Origin of the sequence: Streptomyces exfoliatus (assembly GCF_000725545.1) — a bacterium.
Classification (GTDB): Bacteria; Actinomycetota; Actinomycetes; order Streptomycetales; family Streptomycetaceae; genus Streptomyces; species Streptomyces exfoliatus.
In genome coordinates this window covers 270,620-290,460 of the sequence record NZ_JNZP01000003.1, presented here as the reverse complement: position 1 = coordinate 290,460, position 19,841 = coordinate 270,620, and the positions used below count along the sequence as shown (strand labels likewise).

19 protein-coding genes are annotated in these 19,841 nt (G+C 71.0%); 15 read left to right on the top strand and 4 right to left on the bottom strand.

Annotation, left to right across the window (positions count from 1 at the left end):
• Positions 1-110 precede the first annotated feature (110 nt).
• The 8 genes from IO20_RS0106285 to IO20_RS0106255 all read left to right on the top strand — a co-directional run bounded on the left by IO20_RS0106285 (position 111) and on the right by IO20_RS0106255 (position 7,069).
• Positions 111-758 (top strand): HAD family hydrolase, encoded by a 648-nt coding sequence (locus IO20_RS0106285; RefSeq protein WP_030546868.1) that lies wholly within the window; start codon positions 111-113, stop codon positions 756-758.
• A gap of 43 nt (positions 759-801) precedes the next feature.
• On the top strand, positions 802-2,001 hold the full coding sequence (locus IO20_RS0106280; RefSeq protein ID WP_030546866.1) for an MFS transporter: 1,200 nt from the start codon (positions 802-804) through the stop codon (positions 1,999-2,001).
• Entirely contained in the window at positions 1,970-3,145 is a 1,176-nt protein-coding gene (locus tag IO20_RS0106275; protein ID WP_078945860.1) for an acetoin utilization protein AcuC, read from the top strand. Before IO20_RS0106280 ends, IO20_RS0106275 begins: the two co-directional genes overlap by 32 nt.
• Positions 3,146-3,250: 105 nt before the next feature.
• Complete coding sequence (locus IO20_RS0106270; protein WP_030546864.1) at positions 3,251-4,066, top strand: phosphatase; 816 nt, start codon at positions 3,251-3,253, stop codon at positions 4,064-4,066.
• A 127-nt stretch (positions 4,067-4,193) separates the two neighbouring features.
• Positions 4,194-4,403, top strand: a complete 210-nt coding sequence (locus tag IO20_RS0106265; protein ID WP_030223786.1) for a helix-turn-helix domain-containing protein — start codon at positions 4,194-4,196, stop codon at positions 4,401-4,403.
• A gap of 164 nt (positions 4,404-4,567) precedes the next feature.
• The gene (locus tag IO20_RS38300) at positions 4,568-4,666 is read left to right on the top strand and encodes a 30S ribosomal protein bS22 (protein ID WP_003948845.1); all 99 of its coding nucleotides are present in this window, start codon (positions 4,568-4,570) and stop codon (positions 4,664-4,666) included.
• Positions 4,667-4,804: 138 nt separating this feature from the next.
• A complete protein-coding gene (locus IO20_RS0106260; protein ID WP_051874292.1) occupies positions 4,805-5,938 on the top strand; it encodes an NAD-dependent epimerase/dehydratase family protein in 1,134 nt (377 codons plus the stop codon).
• A gap of 15 nt (positions 5,939-5,953) precedes the next feature.
• A complete protein-coding gene (locus tag IO20_RS0106255) occupies positions 5,954-7,069 on the top strand; it encodes a lysophospholipid acyltransferase family protein (RefSeq protein ID WP_030546862.1) in 1,116 nt (371 codons plus the stop codon).
• Positions 7,070-7,148: 79 nt separating this feature from the next.
• Here IO20_RS0106255 and IO20_RS0106250 read toward each other — a convergent pair whose 3' ends face one another.
• From IO20_RS0106250 to IO20_RS0106240, 3 genes are all read right to left on the bottom strand, one after another.
• A complete protein-coding gene (locus tag IO20_RS0106250; protein ID WP_030546860.1) occupies positions 7,149-8,387 on the bottom strand; it encodes a DUF5667 domain-containing protein in 1,239 nt (412 codons plus the stop codon).
• 298 nt (positions 8,388-8,685) lie between these two features.
• On the bottom strand, positions 8,686-9,471 hold the full coding sequence (locus tag IO20_RS0106245) for an ECF subfamily RNA polymerase sigma factor, BldN family (RefSeq protein WP_030546858.1): 786 nt from the start codon (positions 9,469-9,471) through the stop codon (positions 8,686-8,688).
• Between the two features lie 424 nt (positions 9,472-9,895).
• On the bottom strand, positions 9,896-10,855 hold the full coding sequence (locus IO20_RS0106240; protein ID WP_030546857.1) for an HAD family hydrolase: 960 nt from the start codon (positions 10,853-10,855) through the stop codon (positions 9,896-9,898).
• Between the two features lie 131 nt (positions 10,856-10,986).
• Between IO20_RS0106240 and IO20_RS0106235 the strand changes: the two genes are divergently transcribed.
• The 7 genes from IO20_RS0106235 (at position 10,987) to IO20_RS0106205 (ending at position 17,887) form a co-directional block, all read left to right on the top strand.
• Positions 10,987-11,271: a glutaredoxin family protein gene (locus IO20_RS0106235; RefSeq protein ID WP_030546855.1), complete on the top strand. Its 285-nt coding sequence runs from the start codon at positions 10,987-10,989 to the stop codon at positions 11,269-11,271.
• Between the two features lie 272 nt (positions 11,272-11,543).
• On the top strand, positions 11,544-12,347 hold the full coding sequence (locus tag IO20_RS0106230; protein WP_030546852.1) for a redox-sensing transcriptional repressor Rex: 804 nt from the start codon (positions 11,544-11,546) through the stop codon (positions 12,345-12,347).
• Positions 12,344-13,699, top strand: coding sequence for a glutamyl-tRNA reductase (locus tag IO20_RS0106225; protein ID WP_030546850.1), 1,356 nt, complete (start codon positions 12,344-12,346; stop codon positions 13,697-13,699). Before IO20_RS0106230 ends, IO20_RS0106225 begins: the two co-directional genes overlap by 4 nt.
• Positions 13,696-14,682, top strand: a complete 987-nt coding sequence (hemC, locus tag IO20_RS0106220) for a hydroxymethylbilane synthase (RefSeq protein WP_030546848.1) — start codon at positions 13,696-13,698, stop codon at positions 14,680-14,682. The genes IO20_RS0106225 and hemC overlap by 4 nt, the downstream gene beginning before the upstream one ends.
• Positions 14,679-16,349, top strand: coding sequence for a bifunctional uroporphyrinogen-III C-methyltransferase/uroporphyrinogen-III synthase (locus IO20_RS0106215; protein WP_030546846.1), 1,671 nt, complete (start codon positions 14,679-14,681; stop codon positions 16,347-16,349). The genes hemC and IO20_RS0106215 overlap by 4 nt, the downstream gene beginning before the upstream one ends.
• Before the next feature lie 201 nt (positions 16,350-16,550).
• A complete protein-coding gene (gene hemB, locus IO20_RS0106210) occupies positions 16,551-17,555 on the top strand; it encodes a porphobilinogen synthase (RefSeq protein WP_030546844.1) in 1,005 nt (334 codons plus the stop codon).
• Positions 17,556-17,617: 62 nt separating this feature from the next.
• The gene (locus IO20_RS0106205) at positions 17,618-17,887 is read left to right on the top strand and encodes a DUF1876 domain-containing protein (RefSeq protein WP_030546842.1); all 270 of its coding nucleotides are present in this window, start codon (positions 17,618-17,620) and stop codon (positions 17,885-17,887) included.
• A 59-nt stretch (positions 17,888-17,946) separates the two neighbouring features.
• Here the strand turns inward: IO20_RS0106205 and argS are convergent, their stop codons facing one another.
• A complete protein-coding gene (gene argS / locus IO20_RS0106200; protein WP_030546840.1) occupies positions 17,947-19,722 on the bottom strand; it encodes an arginine--tRNA ligase in 1,776 nt (591 codons plus the stop codon).
• Positions 19,723-19,841: the final 119 nt, after the last annotated feature.

Sequence of the window (19,841 nt, the reverse complement as noted above, 5' to 3'; positions counted from 1 at the left end):
TACTGCAGGGGGGACCCTGTGGGAGAGTAGGACGCCGCCGAACAATTTTTAGCCTCAACCCCCGGACTCTGTCCGGGGGTTGAGGCATTTTTGCGTTCTAGGCTGTGCGCATGCGCTACGACTTGGTCATCTTCGACAACGACGGTGTGCTCGTGGACAGCGAGCCGATTTCCAACACCCTGCTGGCCGGCTATCTGACGGAGCTCGGGCATCCGACCTCGTACGAGGAATCGGTGCGCGACTACATGGGGTCCGCCATGCACCGCATCCACGAGCTGGTCGAGGAGCGGAGCGGGCGACGGTTGCCGGTGGAGTTCGACGACGTCTTCCACTCGCGGGTCTTCGCAGCCTTCCAGGCCGAGTTGCAGGCCGTGGTCGGGGCTGCGGAGGTGCTCAAGCAGCTTGCCGCGGCCGGGGTTCCGTACTGTGTGGCCTCTTCCGGGAGCCATGAGCGGATCCGCGTCGGGCACCGGAAGACCGGGCTCGATGCCTGCTTCCGGGACGAGATCGTGTTCAGCGCCGAGGACGTCGGGCGGGGCAAGCCGTCTCCCGACCTGTTCCTGCACGCGGCCTCGCGGATGGGCGTGGCGCCCGAGCGGTGCGTGGTGGTCGAGGACAGCCGGCTCGGAGTGCAGGCGGCTCTGGCGGCCGGGATGGACGTGTACGGGTTCACCGCCATGACGCCGGAGGAGAAGCTGGCCGGGGCCGTCGGGTTCTTCCGGAGGATGGACGAGCTGCCCACGATATTGGGGCTGTGATCCATCTACCCCGCGGTAGGTTCCGGCCCTACGCTGTGCCGCCATGACGGATGCGCGGTTGCGGCGTGGGCGGGGATCCCTGGCGGTCAGTTTCTTCGTGCAAGGGGTCACCTTCGCCCTGCTCGTGACCCGAATACCCGCGATCCAGGAGCGGTACGGGATCTCGGACGCGTTGCTGCCGGCCTTCCTGGCCGCCGTGCCGATCCTGGCCGGAGTGGCGAGCGTGGCGACCGGGAGGGTCGTCGCCAGGGTGGGCCCCGCGGTGGTGCTGCGGTGGGCCCAGCCGTTCGTCCTGCTGTCGCTGCTCGCCGTGGGAACGGGAAGCGAGCTGTGGCAGGCGGCTGTCGCCCTGGGGCTCTTCGGGCTCGCGGTCGGCGCCTTGGACGCCTCCATGAACATGTTGGGGGTCAGCCTCCAGCGGGCGTACGGGCGGAGCATCATGCTCGGCTTCCACGCCTCGTACAGCCTCGGCGGGATCGTGGGTGCCTCGCTGGCCTGGGTGGGGGCGCACTGGCAGCTGTCGCTGTTCGTGTCGTACCTGCCGGTCGTGGTCCTGCTGCTGCCCGTCGCGCTCGTCGGCAGCCGTTGGTACGTGGCGGGCGGGGATCGGCCGGGGGACGAGGTGCCGGAGGGCAAGGGGAGTGGGGTCGGCTTCGCGTTGCTGGTGCCGCTCTGTCTCGTGATGACCTTCGCGTACATCGGGGACTCGACCGTCTCCAACTGGAGTGCCAAGTACCTCCAGGACGTGCTGGGCAGCTCGGAGGAGCTGGCGACGGTGCCGTACAACGCGTACATGGTGACGACGCTGCTCGGGCGGGCCGTCGGGGACTTCGGGGTGCGGCGGATGGGGGCGGCGGCGGTCGTGCGGGCCGGTGCGGTGCTCGCCGCGCTGGGGTTCGCCGTGGTGGCGGTGTCGCCGGGGGCCTGGGTGGGGATCGCCGGGTTCACGGTGCTCGGTCTCGGGCTGAGCGTGATCGTGCCGCAGACCTTCGCGGCGGCCGGCCGTCTGTTCCCCGGGCGGAGCGACGCGGCCGTGGCGCGGCTCAACGTCTTCAACTACGTCGGCTTTCTGATCGGCTCTCCGCTCGTGGGGGCGCTCGGGGACGCGTGGAGCTACCGGGGGGCCATGCTGGTGCCGATGGTGCTGGTCCTGGTGACGGTGGCGTACGCCACGTCGTTCGGGTCGAGAGCGGCCCGATACGGTGGCGGGCATGAGCGGCCGCGCACTGTTGATGTGGGATGAAGCTGTCACGGGGTATGACTTCGGGCCCGAGCATCCGATGGATCCGGTGCGGCTCGCGCTGACGATGTCGCTGGTGCGGGCGTACGGGCTCGACCGGGCGGTGGACGTGGTGGCGGCGAAGCCGGCCGGGGACTCGACGCTGCGGCTCGTGCACCGGGAGGACTACGTGGCGGCCGTGCGGGCCGCGTCGGCGGATCCGCGTCGGGCCGACCAGGCGTACGGACTCGGTACGGTCGACGACCCCGCCTTCGCCGGGATGCACGAGGTGTCGGCGTTGATCGCCGGGCAGTCGGTGGGCGCGGCGGAAGCGGTCTGGCGCGGGGAGGCCGCGCACGCGGTGAACTTCGCGGGCGGTCTGCACCACGCGATGCCGGGCGGCGCGTCCGGGTTCTGCATCTACAACGACGCCTCTCTGGCCATCGCCCGGCTGCTGGAACTGGGTGCGGAGCGGGTCGCGTACGTGGATGTGGACGTGCACCACGGGGACGGGGTCCAGGCGGCGTTCTGGGAGGACCCCCGCGTGCTTACCGTGTCGCTGCACGAGCATCCGCGGACGCTGTTCCCGCAGACGGGATGGCCGGAGGAGACGGGCGCGACCGGTCCGAGTGAGGGCGGTGCGGTGAACGTGGCGCTGCCGGCGGGGACGGGTGACGCGGGGTGGCTGCGGGCGTTCCACGCGGTCGTACCGGAGCTGATCGCGGACTTCCGGCCGCAGGTGCTGGTCACGCAGCACGGGGCCGACACGCACTTCGAGGATCCGCTCGCCCATCTGGCGGTGTCGCTCGACGCGCAGCGGGCGGTGCAGGAGGCGTGTCACGAGCTGGCGCACACGTATGCCGAGGGGCGCTGGGTGGCCCTGGGCGGTGGGGGATACGCGGTGGTGGACGTCGTGCCGCGGTCGTGGACCCATCTGGTGGGGATCGCGGCGCACGCTCCGGTGGAGCCGGAGTCGGTGATCCCGTCGTCGTGGCGGGACGAGGCGTACGCGCGGACCCGGCAGCCGGGGCCGGCGCGGATGACGGACGGGCGGTGGCCGGTGGGCTTCCGGGACTGGTCCGAGGGGTACGACCCGGCGGACCGGCTCGACCAGGCGGTGCTCGCGACGCGGAAGGCGGTCTTCCCGCTGCGGGGGCTGCTCGCGTAGTCGCCTCAGGACGCCACTGGAACGTACTCGTGGGCGTTACGCCGACTGTGCGGTGTCCGGGAGGTTTGGACTCCCTGGCGGTGGTGTTCCGGCAGCATCGGGTGGGTGTTGAGTACCGGGGCGCTGCGGGCGCATCTGTTGGCGGCGGGGTTGGCGGGGACGGTGGCGACATCGCGGGAGGAGAACCTGCGGAGCTACCGGCTCTTCGCCGCGCGGGATCCGCGGGTGCTCCTCGGTCTCGATCCCGTGCGGGGGTGGGACGAGGCCGATCTGCTGCGGTTGATGGCCGACAAGTGCGGGGTGTCGGGGGATCCCTCGCACCGGTCCGGGGCCGATGTCATCGATCCGGAACGGACGTTGAGGGGGCTCGACGCGTTCGCCGCGCGGCTGGGGGCGGCGGCGGCGCGGCGGGTTCCGGTGCTCCTGGGGACGGGGCATCCGCACCGGCTGCTCGGTTTCTACGTCGCTCTCGCAGACGCTTTGTCGGCGGCGGGATGCCTTGTTCTCACCCCCGCGCAGGGGAGATGTGTCGACATAACGACCCGGTTCGGCGTACGTACGTACCTTCTCGACTACGTACGGGGGGTGGCACTGGTGCGAGAGCCGGGCCCGTCGCGGGGTGGGCGCGAGCCGGGGGCGCACTCCCACTCGCCGCTGCCGGTCAGGGCGGCTCTGGAGAGCGCGGCCGACGGCGGCGGGCCGTTGCCGGAGCTCGTGGTGGGGGACCACGGATGGGTCTGCGGGGCAGGTCAGCTGGGTATCGAGGCCATCGGTCTGGCCGATACGGACGATCCGGCGCTGTTCGTCGGGGAGGCGGAGGGGCAGGTGTCGGTGGCCGTACCGCTGGATGACGGCGTGCGCTCCGACTACTACCGTCCACTCACACGCTATGTACTCAATCGAGCGTGTCTGTCACGGTAAACGGCCGATGACAGCTCCTCTTCCCCACTCGTACCACCCGCCCCTAGTCTTGAGAGTGAGCGCTCGGCGACGAAGAGTCACCGGAGGGGAAGCCGGTGGGCGTCGCGGCGGAAGGTACAGGTGGGTCATGGCTGCTGGCGATCGACCTCTCAACGAGGTCAAGTTTCTGACCGTGGCGGAAGTCGCCTCGGTGATGCGCGTCTCGAAGATGACCGTGTACCGCTTGGTGCACAGTGGTCATCTGCCGGCGATCCGGGTGGGCAGGTCCTTCCGGGTGCCGGAACAGGCGGTTCACGAGTACCTGCGGGAGTCCTTCGTGGGGGTGGGGACCGCGTAGCGCGAGCGCGGCGACAACGCCGGGAAAGCTCCGTATGTCCCTCGGATTACAAGCGCGGTGCTCGGGACGGTAGGCTAGGCCGACGTAGGTCGTGTGGGCCCAGACGCCCCGCACCGATCCCCGCCGGGAGGCGGGGATGTTCCGAGAAGTGAGCGAGGGTAGTCGTGGGCTCTGTTATCAAGAAGCGGCGCAAGCGGATGGCGAAGAAGAAGCACCGCAAGCTGCTTAAGCGCACGCGCGTTCAGCGTCGCAACAAGAAGTAAGGCGACAGCTGCACCGCAGCTTTCAGTGCGTCAGGCGTGGCCCTTCACCGTTCGCGGTGAAGGGCCACGCTTTATTTGCGCGGAAATCTCGAGGCGCTACGGTGGCGACCAACGGAAGACGGACGGAAGGCGCTGATCTTGGGCAAGGTCGTGCTCGTCACCGGTGCCGCGCGGCATCTCGGGGGCCGCTTCGTGCGGCGGATCCAGCGGGACCCGGAGGTGGAACGGGTCGTGGCCGTGGACGCGGTCGACCCGGCGCACCAGCTCGGCGCCGCCGAGTTCGTACGCGCGGACATCCGCCGGCCGGAGATCGCCAAGGTCCTCGCAGAGCACGACGTCGACACGGTGGTCCATCTGGACGTCACCGGCACGGCGCTCGGCGGTGGCGGCCGTACGTCGGTCAAGGAGACCAACGTCATCGGCACCATGCAGCTTCTCGGCGCCTGCCAGAAGTCGCCGCGGATCAGCCGTCTCGTGATCAAGTCCAGTACCAGCGTCTACGGCTCCGCGCCCCGCGACCCGGCCGTCTTCACCGAGACGACGCCCGCGAAGTCGCTGCCCAGCGGGGGCTTCGCCAAGGACGCCGTCGAGGTCGAGGGGTACGTACGGGGCTTCGCCCGGCGCCGGCCCGACGTGGCGGTGTGCGTCCTGCGGTTCGCGAACATCCTCGGGCCGCGGATCGACTCGCCGCTTGCCGAGTACCTGGCGCTGCCGGTGCTTCCGACCGTCCTCGGCTACGACCCGAGACTGCAGTTCGTCCACGAGGACGACGTGATCGACGTCCTGCGCCTGGCGGCGCACGAGCCGCGCAGGGCCACGCAGAACAGCGGCACCTTCAACGTGGCGGGCGACGGGGTGCTGCTGCTCTCGCAGTGCGCGCGGCGGCTCGGCCGGCCGACGGTGCCGGTGCTGCTGCCGGCGGTCACCTGGGTGGGGACCGCGCTGCGTACCGTCGGGATCACCGACTTCGCACCCGAGCAGATCCGGCTGCTCACCCACGGCAGGGTCGTCTCGACGGTCCAGACGCGTGAGGTCCTCGGCTTCTCGCCGCGCTACTCCACGGCGGAGACCTTCGCCGACTTCGCGCGTGGCAGGGGGCCGGGGCTGCTGCCGCCGGAGATGCTGGCGGGGGCGGTGGACCGGCTGGCCGGGCGGCTGACTCCGGCCGCTGCCGCCCCCGAGGCGGCTGCCCCCGAGGCGGCTGCCCCTGACGCGGCTGATTCCCCTGTGGCACCTGTTCACCGTGTTCACCCTGTTCACGACGGCGTTTGAGGAGACCGGACAGCGATGGCGGACGCCAAGGTCATTCCGTTCGACGACGACCGGTCACGGGCCCGGCGACGGCCCGGCCGTGCCGACGGCGAGGCGGCGGCCGTACGGGCCCTCCCGGGGCCGCAGCACGGCCCTGAGGAGCCGGAGGGGCGCCGGGAGGCCCGGGACGGCCTGCCGGGCTCCGGGGGCGGTCGTGAGGCCGGTGCGGGGGCGGGGGCGGGGGCCGAGCCCGAGGCCCCGGTCGTCGTCGACGCCGGTCCTGGTGGCGCGGCCGAGGAGGGTGCCGGAGGCGGAGGCTGGGAGCGGCGACTCGCCGGCGGGCTCGCGTTCCTGCGGCGCCGGATCACCGGCGACTACGAGGTCGACGAGTTCGGCTACGACGAGGAGCTCACCGACCAGGTCCTGATGTCGCTGCTGCGCCCGCTGTACGAGAAGTACTTCCGGGTGGAGGTGAAGGGCGTCGAGAACATCCCCGCGGACGGCGGGGCGCTGATCGTCGCCAACCACTCGGGGACCGTGCCGCTCGACGGGCTGATGATGCAGGTCGCCGTCCACGACCACCATCCGGCCGGGCGCCACCTGCGGCTGCTCGCCGCCGACCTGGTCTTCGTGCTGCCGATCGTCAACGAACTGGCCCGGAAGGCCGGTCACACGCTGGCCTGCGCGGAGGACGCGGAGCGGCTGCTGCGGGCCGGCGAGATCGTCGGGGTGATGCCGGAGGGCTTCAAGGGGATCGGCAAGCCGTTCGGGGAGCGGTACAAGCTTCAGCGGTTCGGCCGGGGCGGATTCGTCTCGACGGCGCTGCGGGCCGGGGTGCCGATCGTGCCCTGCTCGATCGTCGGTGCCGAGGAGATATACCCGATGATCGGGAACGCCAGGACGCTGGCGCGGGTGCTCGGCTTCCCGTACTTCCCGCTCACCCCGACCTTCCCCTGGCTGGGGCCGCTCGGGGCGCTGCCGCTGCCGACGAAGTGGACGATCCAGTTCGGCGAGCCGATCCCGACGGACTCCTACGCGCCGGAGGCGGCGGAGGACCCGATGCTGATGTTCAACCTGACGGATCAGGTGCGGGAGCAGATCCAGCACACGCTCTACAAGCTGCTCGTCCAGCGGCGGTCGGTGTTCTTCTGAGCGGTCGGGCTCTTCCCAGGTCTGGGCCGGGCATGGAAGAAGGGGCGCCCCCCGTCCGTGGGGGCGCCCCTTCCTCTTGCTAGCGAGCGTCCTCGCTGTCGATGCCGAGGCCTGGAAGGAGGCCCGGCAGGAGTGGCGGAAGGGTGACGTCCGGCATGTCGGGTGTCGCCTGGTCGCCCGAGGGGGCCGTCGGCGTGCCGGTCGGAGAGGGTTTCAGCAGTCCGCCGGCGCTGCCGCCGAGGAGACCGTCGTCCTCCGGTGAGCCGGTTCCGCTGCCCGCGCTCGGGCTGGTGCCCGTACTGGGGCCGGACGTGCTCGGCGGTGCGGAGTGGCTGCCCGAGGGGGTCGCCGCCTCCTTCGAGGACGGCGGGGTCTGCGTGCCCGTGCCCTGGGAGTCCCTCGGGGCGCTGGGGCTGCCGCTGGGGCTCTCCGAGCCGATCGCGCCCCTCTCGGGGGTGCGGGGAAGCACCGACTGGAGCGGTTCGACCTCTTCGTTCATGGCGTCGAAGACGTGCGTCACCTCGCTTCCGACATCCGCCAGTTGGACGGGGAGCCGGTCGCGGAGGCCGTTCCAGGTGTCCCGGTGGGCTTGGGCGAAGGAATTGAGCCGGGCCATCGGGGCGATCTCGCCGTCCCGCTGGTACGCCTGACGGAGCAGGCGGTGGCCTTCGCTGGCGTCGTGCTTCATTCCGCCCAGGACGCGGCGGATCTCGCTGAGCGACTCGTGGTCGAGGTCGCCCGAGCGACCCCGCTCCATGAGCCGGCGGGCCTCGCTGAGGCGGGTGGACGCCTGGTCGAGGTAGATGCCGCCGCGGTCCGCGTCGTCGTCGGCCATGCCCAGCTTGATGTCCTCCATGCCTCGCTTGAGCCCGTAGAGCGAGTCACCGGGAAGCGCGTCGGAGCTGGCCGCGGCCACTCCGCCGAAGGCGCCCGCCGCCACGCCGACCGTGAGGCCGCCCGCGGCGAGGCCCTTGGACCAGCGGGAACGGGGGCGCAGTTTCCGCAGTGGGGACGCCCGGTGGGCGCCCTTGCTGCTGGACCGCTGCTCGGGCACCGAAGGCCCGGCGGCCGCGCTCCCCTCCGCGAGCATCGCTTCCATGGCGGCGACGAGCTGGGCTCGCTGCACCACCTTGACCTCGGGATCCAGCTGTGGCTTCGGCAGTTCGCCGAGACCGTTCGCCAAGGCCAACAGTCGTCCATGCTCGGCCGGTTCGGCCGGGGCATCGGACTGGTCTGCCGCCGCGCCCTCGGACGCCCGGTCCTCCAGGGCCTGGGCGAAGGCGTTCGCCCGCCGGTGCGCCGATACGTTCGCGATCACTGGCGGCACCTCCTCTCGTCATGACGGTCGACTCCCCGGGGTGTCCGGAAGGTTGCACACCTTGAGCGCATCCACACGAAAGAGTGAGTGGCTGCGGACATGGCGTGTCCACAGGGAGCCTGCATCCCGCACAACGAGCGGCGCGGCACTTGGGTTACGCGCGAAAGATGATCGGACCAGTGCGTCATCGGGGCGTCACCGACTGTGAGTTGGGCGGGGGTCGTGGTGGCGTGGGGGGAGGGGCGGCGACGGGGCCGCCGACCGGGGCGTGGGGGCGCGTGTGGGGGGCGCGAACCGGTCAGCGGGCGTCGTCCGGGAGAAGGCGGGCCAGGGTGCGGACCGCCCGGTACTGGAGGGTCTTGATGGCGCCCTCGTTCTTCCCCATCACGCGGGCGGTCTCGGCGACCGAGAGGCCCTGGAGGAAGCGCAGGGTCACGCACTCCTGCTGCTGGGGGTTGAGGCGGCGGACCGCGTCGAGGAGGGCGGCGTTGGAGAGGGACTCCAGGACGGAGTCCTCGGGGCTGCGCTCGACCTCGTTGGCGTCGAGCATCTCGCCGGTGGTGACTTCGAGGCGGAAGCGGCTGGACTTGAAGTGGTCGGCGACCAGGTTCCTGGCGATGGTGACGAGCCAGGCACCGAAGTCGCGGCCCTGCCAGGTGAAGGTGGAGATCCGGCGCAGGGCGCGCAGGAACGTCTCGCTGGTGAGGTCCTCCGCCGTCGCCTTCCCGCCGACGCGGTAGTAGATGTAGCGGTAGACGGTGTCGCTGTACTGGTCGTACAGGCGGCCGAAGGCCTCGGCCTCGCCCGCCTGGGCGCGCTCGACCAGGTCCATCATGCGGGCGCTGTCGCTGTCGGCGGTGGGGCGGCGTGCGGGGGTCGAGGTTCCGGAGCGGGCGCTGCGTCTGCCCACGGCGGCGCTGCCGTCGGCCAGGGCATAGCAAGGGCCGGCGGGTGCCGGTGCGGCGAAGGCGAAGGCGGGGACAGGGCCGGCGTACGCGGTGGGGACGAAGCCGCGCAAGTGGTCGAGGACCGTTGCGCGCAGCGTAGCCAGGCCCGAGGTGTCAACCCCGACGTGTGGGTACACGGGACTCCCAGAGGCAGAGCTTCCATCACGTGCAGTGCGGGACCGTTCACCCGTCGTGGCGACGTGAGGGGTCCTTTGTGCGTCTGAGGAGAATAACGCTTCGTACAGGCGGCGCTACACCCAGTTGCTCAAATCACCGCTTACGACGGTTCTGTTACTGGTTGTAGTCGGAATTGCGCGCTGTTCGTGAGCGGTTGTTGATCGGTTTGGTTTCGGGTGTGACTGCGTACACGCTGCGTTGTGCTCGAGTGCGGGGCGCGTGAGTGATCGGGGCCGCTGCGGGGTAAGGAGGCCCGAATGCCCGGCAGTCGACCTGTGCGGTGCTGTTCGACCACGGACGGGTGAGGGCGCCTGGTCCCGGGTTGTCGCAGATGATCGCAGCCGAAACGTATCGGCAGATCTGCGGGGAGAGGTGGCCCCGACGTCAGTGGCGGCGGCGGTGCAGGGCGACCGCTGCGGCCGTGCCGCCGGCCAGCGCGCCCAGGCCCGCGGCGGCGGGGATGCCGACCTTGGCGGCCTTGCGGCCGGTCCGGTAGTCGCGCAGCCGCCAGTCCAGGTCCTTCGCGTGCCGGCGGAGCTTGGTGTCCGGGTTGATCGCGTACGGGTGTCCGACGAGCGAGAGCATCGGGATGTCGTTGTGCGAGTCGCTGTACGCGGCGCAGCGGGCCAGGTCGAGGCCCTCGGCGGCGGCGAGCGCCCGTACCGCCTCGGCCTTGGCGGGGCCGTGCAGGGGCTCGCCGACCAGCTTGCCCGTGTAGACGCCGTCCACAGACTCGGCGACGGTGCCGAGCGCGCCGGTCAGGCCGAGCCGCCGGGCGATGATCGTGGCGGTCTCGACGGGAGCGGCCGTGACCAGCCAGACCTTCTGGCCGGCGTCCAGGTGCGCCTGGGCGAGGCCGCGGGTGCCGGGCCAGATGCGGTCGGCCATGTACTCGTCGTAGATCTCCTCGCCGATCGTCATCAGCTCGGAGACGCGGTGGCCCTTGACGATGGACAGGGCGCTGTCGCGGGCGTCCTGCATGTGCTCGGGGTCCTCGACGCCGGCCAGCCGGAACCAGGCCTGCTGCCAGGCGAAGCGGGCCAGCTCGCGGCGCTGGAAGAACTTCCTCTTGTAGAGGCCGCGGCCGAAGTGGAAGATCGCGGCGCCCTGCATGACGGTGTTGTCGAGGTCGAAGAAGGCGGCTGCCCGTACGTCGCCGACGACCGGGAACTCGGGCTCGGGCGGCGCCTCGGCCACCGTGGCCGCGATGGCCGCCGCCTCCTCCCGCTCCTGTTCCAGCTGGAGCGAGGTCTTGCGCGCTGCCTCGGCAGCGGCCTCGCCTGCGAGGACGCTGCGCGCGGTGGCGGAGCGCCTGCGGGGGGTGAGCCATCCCAGAGCGGCCATGTCGTGAGCATAGCCAGTCTGTTCGGTACTTCCCGACTTGTGACGATGCCGCGGCGTGAACAGTTCGGGGCTCCCCTGTTAATCGGGTCCCGTCCGGTGGTGGCGGTCCTCCACCCGCTCGGCGGGACAGAATGGACGCCATGTTCGGACGGACGAAGAAGAAGACGACGGACGCCGGGTCGCGCACGGTGACGCTGATCGGCAAGCCGGGCTGTCACCTCTGTGACGACGCCCGCGCGGTGATCGAGGCCGTGTGCGCGGAGACGGGGGCATCCTGGGAGGAGAAGGACATCACGCGCGACGAGGAGCTCTACCGGGCGTACTGGGAGCAGATCCCCGTCGTTCTGATCGACGGCGAGCAGCACACCTTCTGGCGTGTGGACGCCGGGCGGCTCCGGCGTGAACTGGGTGCGTGACCGAAAGACGGTTACCATCGTGGACGTTTTGTTGGGTTTCGGGGGCGCTGTCATGAGGAGTGTGTGCGGTTTTGCCCCCTTCGGGTTCTCAACGCGCTGACGTGCTCCTTGGTTCCGCGGCAACGGGAACCAGCCGCGTGACCCCGGTCACTTTGGCCGGACAAAACGGACACCATCTTTGTGCACGCGTTCACAAAGACATAGCCTGCATTCGACGGGGCGGTCTTGGGACATATGGCCGCCTGCAGCCCCGCTCATCCCGCAGGAGCACCGTGGCAACTGGCCGAACTCACCGACCGGCGACCCGTAGCCGAGGAATTCCCGAGGCCACCGTCGCCCGGCTTCCGCTGTATCTGCGCGCACTGACCGCGCTCTCGGAGCGCTCCGTACCCACGGTCTCCTCCGAGGAGCTCGCGGCCGCGGCGGGCGTCAACTCCGCGAAGCTGCGCAAGGACTTCAGCTACCTCGGCTCCTACGGCACCCGCGGGGTCGGCTACGACGTCGAGTACCTCGTCTACCAGATCTCCCGCGAGCTCGGGCTCACCCAGGACTGGCCGGTCGTCATCGTCGGCATCGGTAACCTCGGTGCCGCGCTCGCCGGCTACGGCGGCTTCGCCTCCCGTGGCTTCCGCGTCGCCGCGCTGATCGACGCCGACCCCGCCATGACCGGCAAGCCGGTCGCCGGGATCCCCGTCCAGCACAGCGACGACCTCGAGAAGATCATCGAGGAGGACGGCGTCTCCATCGGCGTCATCGCGACCCCGGCCGGCGTCGCCCAGCAGGTCTGCGACCGGCTCGTGGCCGCCGGAGTCACCTCCATCCTCAACTTCGCCCCCACCGTGCTCTCCGTGCCCGACGGCGTGGACGTACGCAAGGTCGACCTCTCCATCGAGCTGCAGATCCTCGCCTTCCACGAGCAGCGCAAGGCGGGCGAGGAGTCGAACGCCGAGGCCGAGGCCGAGGCCGAGGCGGAGACCGCCGCTGCCGCCGTCGCGCCGCCGGCCCCCCGTGGCACCACGGGAGGCGCCGGCCGCAAGGGACCCGACGGGGACGTCCCCGCGGTGATGCCGGCATGAGTCTCCTCGTCGTCGGACTGAGCCACCGCAGCGCCCCGGTCTCCATCCTGGAGCGGGCCGCGCTCGCGGCGGACACCCAGGCCAAGCTGCTGCAGGACACCCTCGCCGCCGAACCGGCCGCCGAGGCCACCGTCCTCGCCACCTGCAACCGCATCGAGCTCTACGCCGACGTGGACAAGTTCCACGCCGGTGTCGCCGAGCTGTCCACGCTGCTCGCGCAGCACAGCGGCGTCGGCCTGGACGAGCTCACTCCGTATCTCTACGTGCACTACGAGGACCGGGCCGTCCACCACCTCTTCTCGGTGGCCTGCGGGCTCGACTCCATGGTCGTCGGCGAGGGCCAGATCCTCGGCCAGATCAAGGACGCCCTCGCCCTCGGCCAGGAGCAGCACACCGCGGGACGCCTCCTCAACGACCTGTTCCAGCAGGCCCTGAGGGTCGGCAAGCGCGCCCACAGCGAGACCGGGATCGACCGGGCCGGGCAGTCGCTCGTCACCTTCGGCCTGGAACAGCTGGCCGACGTCACCGACATCGACACCTGGGCCAAGGGCAAGCGGGCGCTCGTCATCGGCGCGGGATCGATGTCCTCGCTCGCCGCCGCCACGCTCGCGCGCTCCGGCGTCTCCGAGATCGTCATCGCCAACCGCACCCTGGCCCGCGCCGAGCGGCTCGCCCAGATCCTGAGCGAGCCCGGTGGCACGGGGGTGGCCGCCCACGCGGTCGAGATGGTTGCCGTCGGCGACGAACTGACACGTGCCGACGTCGTCGTCTCCTGCACCGGAGCCACCGGCCTCGTCCTCACCGGCGACGCCGTCGAGACCGCCGTACGGGGCCGCCGCACCCCGCTCGCCCTGCTCGACCTCGCCATGCCCCGCGACATCGACGCCGCCGCGCACCGCGTCCCCGGAGTCCGGCTCGTCGACATCGAGTCGCTCGCCGAGGCCTCCGCCGACGCCCCCATGGCCGCCGACGTCGACCAGGTGCGCGGCATCGTCTCCGACGAGGTGGCCGCCTTCGGCGCCGCCCAGCGCGCCGCCCACATCACGCCCACCGTCGTCGCCCTGCGCACCATGGCCGCCGACGTGGTGGCCAACGAGGTCGCCCGGCTGGAGGGCCGGCTGCCCGGCCTCGACGAGAAGCAGCGCGCCGAGATCACCCAGACCGTGCGCCGGGTGGTCGACAAGCTCCTGCACGCGCCGACCGTGCGGGTCAAGCAGCTCGCCAGCGAGCCCGGCGGCGCCGGGTACGCGGACGCGCTGCGGACACTCTTCGACCTCGACCCGGAGACGGTGGCTGCTGTCAGCCGGGCCGACCTGAATGACGCCGACGTCAAGAACCGAGGGCGAGTATGACCGAGAGGGCACTGAGGCTCGGGACCAGGCGCAGCAAGCTCGCCATGGCCCAGTCCGGGCACGTGGCCGACGCCGTCCGGCGGCTGACCGGCCGGCCCGTCGAGCTCGTGGAGATCACGACGTACGGGGACACCTCCCGGGAGCACCTCGCGCAGATCGGCGGCACCGGCGTCTTCGTCGCCGCCCTTCGTGACGCGCTGCTCGCCGACGAGGTGGACTTCGCCGTCCACTCGCTGAAGGACCTGCCGACCACCCAGCACCCCGACCTGGTGCTCGCGGCGATCCCGGAGCGCGAGGACCCGCGCGACGTGCTGATCGCCCGGGACGGGCTGACGCTCGACCGGCTGCCCCAGGGCGCCCGGGTCGGCACCGGCTCGCCGCGGCGCATGGCCCAGCTCCACGCGTACGCGCGCAGCCACGGCCTGGAGATCACCTGCGTACCGATCCGGGGGAACATCGACACCCGCATCGGCTTCGTACGCAAGGGTGAGCTGGACGCGGTGGTTCTCGCCGCGGCCGGTCTCAACCGCATCGGCGGTACGGAGGAGCTCATCGGCTCCCTGTCGCTCGACCACCTGTCGGTCGACACCGTGCTGCCCGCCCCCGGCCAGGGGGCCCTGGCGATCGAGTGTCCGGCGTCGAACGCCGCACTCGTCACCGCGCTCGGCGCGCTCGACGACCCGCTCACCCGGGCCGCCGTGACCGCCGAGCGATCCCTGCTCGCCGCCCTGGAGGCCGGCTGCTCCGCACCTGTGGGTGCGCTGGCCGACCTGCTGGCCGACGACCCCGGTCACGGGCAGGTTGTCACCGAAATGCGCCTGCGCGGCGTCGTCGGCACCACCGACGGCTCGACGCTGGTGCAGCTGTCCACCACCGGTCCCGTACCCACCTCGCACGACGAGGCGATGGCGCTCGGACGCGAACTCGCGGACGAGATGCTCGCCAAGGGTGCGGCTGGTCTTATGGGGGAGCGAGCACTTTGAACCCCACCCGCCCGACCACCAGCCCGCTGTCCCCGGCCTTCGCGGGCCATGGGCACGTCACATTCCTCGGCGCAGGCCCGGGTGACCCCGGACTCCTGACCCTCAGGGCCGTAGAGGCCCTCGCCGGAGCGGATGTCCTGATCGCCGAGCCGGAGGTGCTCGAGGTCGTTCGCGGCCACGCGCGCGCGGGGGTGAGCACGCCGGAGCTGACGATTGTTGACGAGGCGTCAACAACCGCCGGTGTCCCCGTGTTGAGGGACGCGGCCAATCTTGTCATGGAGGCCGCGAGGGGCGGCAGGCGGGTCGTCCGTGCGGTGACCGGCGACCCCGGCCTCGACGGCAACGCGGGGGCCGAGATGCTCGCCTGCGCCGCCGAGGGCATCCCCTTCGAGGTCGTGCCCGGCGTCGCCACGGTCGTCGGCGTCCCCGCGTACGCCGGTGTCCCGCTGCGTGACGCGCAGGGCACCGACGTCCGCTTCGTCGACGCCAGGACCGCCGACGAGCGGTGCTGGACCGAGGTCGGTGCCTCCGACGGCACCGTCGTCGTGTCCACCTCGCTCGACTCGGTGGCCGTCGCGGCCGGTGAACTGGTGGCGGCGGGCCGCAAGCCCGACACCCCGCTCACCGTCACCATCGCCGGCACCACCACCCGCCAGCGGACCTGGAACGCCACGCTCGGCACCATCGCCCAGGTCTTCAAGCAGGGCAAGGTGCTCCCCTCGCCCGAGGGCCACCGGCCGGTCATAGCCGTGGTCGGCGAGCGCAGCGCCCCGGCGCAGCGGGACCAGCTGTCGTGGTTCGAGTCGAAGCCGCTCTTCGGGTGGCGGGTGCTCGTGCCGCGTACCAAGGAGCAGGCCGCGTCGCTCTCCGACCAGCTGCGTTCGTACGGCGCGGTGCCGCACGAGGTGCCGACCATCGCCGTCGAGCCGCCGCGCACCCCGCAGCAGATGGAGCGGGCGGTCAAGGGGCTCGTCACCGGACGGTACGAGTGGATCGCCTTCACGTCGGTCAACGCGGTCAAGGCCGTACGGGAGAAGTTCGAGGAGTACGGGCTCGACGCCCGTGCCTTCGCCGGGATCAAGGTCGCCGCGGTGGGCGAGCAGACGGCCGCCGCGCTCGTCGACTTCGGCGTGAAGCCGGATCTCGTGCCGAGCGGTGAGCAGTCGGCCGCCGGGCTCCTCGAGGACTGGCCGCCGTACGACCCGGTCTTCGATCCGATCGACCGGGTGTTCCTGCCGCGGGCCGACATCGCGACCGAGACGCTGGTCGCGGGGCTCATCGAGCTCGGGTGGGAGGTCGACGACGTCACCGCCTACCGGACCGTACGGGCGTCGCCGCCGCCGGCGGACACGCGCGAGGCGATCAAGGGGGGCGGGTTCGACGCCGTTCTGTTCACCTCGTCCTCGACCGTGCGGAACCTCGTCGGCATCGCCGGCAAGCCGCACAACGTGACGGTGATCGCGTGCATCGGGCCCGCCACGGCCAAGACGGCCGAGGAGCACGGGCTGCGGGTGGACGTGCTGTCGCCCGAGCCGTCCGTGCACAAGCTCGCGGAGGCGCTGGCGGACTTCGGGCTGCGGCGGCGGGAGGCGGCGCTGGAGGCGGGGGATCCGGTGACGCGGCCCTCTGAGCGGCGGCCGGGGGCGCGGCGGCGGCGTACGACGTAGTGCTTGCTTGGGTGCGGGGCCTTTTCGAGGTCCCGCACCCTTCGCGTTTTCAGGGCCCGGGGGTGCGGGTCCGGGCAGAGGAGCCGCGCCGGGGGCGTTGTGCCCACCCGTTCCGCCCCGGCGGAACGCATGCCCACAACGTGGACGGCGGCAACAATGTGTCGGTAAGAGCACTGTTTGGGCGGGCGTAGCCTCGGGGGCATGAACTCGTACGGATCCTTTCCCGGGGCGCGGCCGCGGCGGCTGCGGACGACGCCCGCCATGCGGCGGATGGTGGCCGAGACCCGGCTGCACCCCTCCGATCTGATCCTCCCCGCGTTCGTGCGCGAGGGGATCACCGAGCCCGTGCCGATCCAGGCCATGCCCGGAGTCGTCCAGCACACGCGGGACACCCTGCGGAAGGCCGCGGCCGAGGCGCTCGCCGCCGGAGTCTCCGGGATCATGCTCTTCGGCGTGCCCGAGGACGGCAAGAAGGACGCCCTCGGTACGGCCGGGACCGACCCGGACGGCATCCTGCAGGTCGCCATCCGTGACGTGAAGGCCGAGGTGGGCGACGACCTCGTGATCATGTCGGACCTGTGTCTCGACGAGTTCACCGACCACGGCCACTGCGGCGTCCTCGACGCCGACGGCCGGGTCGACAACGACGCCACGCTGGAACGTTACGCCGAGATGGCCCAGGTCCAGGCCGACGCCGGTGTTCATGTGGTCGGCCCCTCCGGGATGATGGACGGGCAGGTCGGAGTCGTGCGCGACGCCCTGGACACCATCGGCAAGGAGGACGTGTCGATCCTCGCGTACACCGCGAAGTACTCCTCCGCCTTCTACGGCCCCTTCCGCGAGGCCGTCGGCTCCTCGCTCAAGGGCGACCGCAAGACGTACCAGCAGGACCCCGCCAACCTCCGCGAGTCGATGCGCGAGCTCGCGCTCGACCTGGAGGAGGGCGCGGACATGGTGATGGTGAAGCCCGCCGGGCCCTACCTGGACGTGCTCGCGAAGGTCGCCGAGTCCGTGGACGTGCCCGTCGCCGCCTACCAGATCAGCGGCGAGTACGCGATGGTCGAGGCCGCCGCCGAGAAGGGGTGGATCGACCGGGAGAAGGCGATCCTGGAGACACTGACCGGCATCCGGCGGGCCGGGGCGCACATGATCCTGACCTACTGGGCCACCGAAGTCGCTCAGACCCTGGGGTCGGCTCGCCGGTGAGGGCCGTCCGGCGCACCCTGGAGAGGTAGCCGACAGGTACCTCGCTGGAGGTGGTCCTCATGATGCACACGCTTGTCGGATGGCATGTGGAGATGGAGTTCCAGGAGGAGGGCGACCGGACGCGGGCCGCGGCCATGGTCCGGCTCACGGACGGCACCGAGTTCCGGGCCCACGGAACCGCCAACCGTCACCCCTCCGATCCGGAGCAGCTGCGGGTGGGTGAGGAGATCGCCGGGGCGCGCGCCCTGATGGACCTCGCTTCCCAGCTGCTCCAGAAGGCGCATACGGAAATCGACGAGGTGTCCGGTCGGACCTCGCACTCCATTCGCTGACGACGAAGCCCCCGGCACGGGATTCCGTGCCGGGGGCTTCGTTTCGAGGCGCCTCGGTGTCAGAGGCGCTCGGGGGTCCGGATACCCAGCAGGGACATGCCCTGGTGGAGCGTGCGGGCGGTCAGGTCGCAGAGGAAGAGGCGGTTCTCCGCGATCTCCTGCGCCGGCTCCGGCTTGATGACCGGGCACTCCGCGTAGAACGTCGTGTACAGCGACGCCAGCTGGTACAGGTACGCGGTGAGCTTGTGCGGCGCGTACTCGGTGGCCGCCTCGGACACCGTCTCGGCGAACTGGTCCAGGTGCAGGCCGAGCGCCCGCTCCGCCGGGGCCAGCTCCAGCTCCGGGTGGGCGAGCGGCACACGGTCGCCCGCCTTCCCGAAGATCGACCTGATCCGCGCGTACGCGTACTGCAGGTACACGGAGGTGTCGCCGTTCAGCGAGACCATCTGGTCCAGGTCGAACTTGTAGTCCCGCGCGGCGGACGTCGACAGGTCGGCGTACTTCACCGCGCCGATGCCCACGTACTGGCCGTTCTCGACGATCTCCGACTCGGTCAGGCCCACCTTCTCGGCCTTCTCGCGCACGACCGACGTGGCGCGGTCCACGGCCTCGTCCAGCAGGTCCACAAGCCGGACCGTCTCGCCCTCGCGGGTCTTGAACGGCTTGCCGTCCTTGCCGAGGACCGTGCCGAAGGCCAGCTGGACGGCCTTCACGTCGTCGTTCAGCCAGCCGGCCCTGCGGGCCGTCTCGAAGACCATCTTGAAGTGCAGCGACTGGCGGGCGTCGACCACGTACAGCAGGGTCGTCGCCTTCAGGTTCCGCACCCGGTCGCGGATCGCGGACAGGTCCGTCGCCGCGTACCCGAAACCGCCGTCGGACTTCTGGACGATCAGGGGGGTCGGGTTGCCGTCCGGGCCCTTCACGTCGTCGAAGAAGACGCACAGCGCACCCTCGGAGCGGACGGCGACGCCCGACTCCTCCAGGATCCGGCAGGTCTCCACGAGCATGTCGTTGTAGCCGGACTCGCCGACCACGTCGGCGTCCCGGATGTCCATGTCGAGCTTGTCGAAGACCGAGTAGAAGTAGATCTTCGACTCGTCGACGAACCGCTGCCAGAGCGCGAGCGTCTCCTCGTCGCCGGCCTGGAGGTCCACCACGCGCGCGCGGGCCCGCGTCTTGAACTCCTCGTCGGAGTCGAAGAGGGCGCGCGAGGCCTTGTAGAGCCGGTTCAGGTTCGACATGGCCTCCTCACCGGAGATCTCCGCGCCGTCCTCGGCCTTGTGGTCCAGCTCGTGCGGGTGCTCGATCAGGTACTGGATGAGCATGCCGAACTGGGTGCCCCAGTCGCCGATGTGGTGACGGCGGACCACGCTCTCGCCCGTGAACTCCAGGATCTCGACCATCGCGGCGCCGATGACGGCGGAGCGCAGGTGCCCGACGTGCATCTCCTTCGCCACGTTCGGCTGGGCGTAGTCGATGACCGTCGTGCCCGCCGACTCGTTGAACGGCACGCCGAGCCGGGCGTCGGCGGCGCGGGCCGCGAGGGTCCGCACGATCGCCGCGTCCGTCACCGTGATGTTCAGGAAGCCGGGGCCCGAGACCTCGATGTCCTTCAGGACGTCGTTCTCCGGGATCGCGGCGACGACCCGGGTCGCCAGCTCGCGGGGATTGCCCTTGAGCTGCTTGGCCAGCGCCAGGATGCCGTTGGCCTGGAAGTCGGCCCGGTCGCTTCGTCGCAGCAGCGGGTCGGCGGACGCGGCCTCCGGCAGTGCTGCCGTGAGTCCGTCCGCGAGGCGCTGCTGCACGGTCGAAGCGAGGGAAGGGACCGAGGCCATGAGCTTCCGTTCCTGTTGAGTTCGTCAGGTCTAATTCGCTTGTCAAGTGTCCCATGGGAGCGCAACGTGATTTCCCCGCCTGTGGACAACCCCGGACAGTGTCGTTCCGTCTGGGAGAA

Excerpts from the sequence above, each read along its gene's own strand:
- IO20_RS0106285 (WP_030546868.1), top strand. The coding sequence starts at position 111 with ATGCGCTACGACTTGGTCATCTTCGACAACGACGGTGTGCTCGTGGAC.
- IO20_RS0106280 (WP_030546866.1), top strand. The coding sequence starts at position 802 with ATGACGGATGCGCGGTTGCGGCGTGGGCGGGGATCCCTGGCGGTCAGT.
- IO20_RS0106275 (WP_078945860.1), top strand. The coding sequence starts at position 1,970 with ATGAGCGGCCGCGCACTGTTGATGTGGGATGAAGCTGTCACGGGGTAT.
- IO20_RS0106265 (WP_030223786.1), top strand. The coding sequence starts at position 4,194 with ATGGCTGCTGGCGATCGACCTCTCAACGAGGTCAAGTTTCTGACCGTG.
- IO20_RS0106255 (WP_030546862.1), top strand. The coding sequence starts at position 5,954 with ATGGCGGACGCCAAGGTCATTCCGTTCGACGACGACCGGTCACGGGCC.
- IO20_RS0106240 (WP_030546857.1), bottom strand. The coding sequence starts at position 10,855 with ATGGCCGCTCTGGGATGGCTCACCCCCCGCAGGCGCTCCGCCACCGCG.
- IO20_RS0106235 (WP_030546855.1), top strand. The coding sequence starts at position 10,987 with ATGGACGCCATGTTCGGACGGACGAAGAAGAAGACGACGGACGCCGGG.
- IO20_RS0106225 (WP_030546850.1), top strand. The coding sequence starts at position 12,344 with ATGAGTCTCCTCGTCGTCGGACTGAGCCACCGCAGCGCCCCGGTCTCC.
- hemC (WP_030546848.1), top strand. The coding sequence starts at position 13,696 with ATGACCGAGAGGGCACTGAGGCTCGGGACCAGGCGCAGCAAGCTCGCC.
- hemB (WP_030546844.1), top strand. The coding sequence starts at position 16,551 with ATGAACTCGTACGGATCCTTTCCCGGGGCGCGGCCGCGGCGGCTGCGG.
- IO20_RS0106205 (WP_030546842.1), top strand. The coding sequence starts at position 17,618 with ATGCACACGCTTGTCGGATGGCATGTGGAGATGGAGTTCCAGGAGGAG.
- argS (WP_030546840.1), bottom strand. The coding sequence starts at position 19,722 with ATGGCCTCGGTCCCTTCCCTCGCTTCGACCGTGCAGCAGCGCCTCGCG.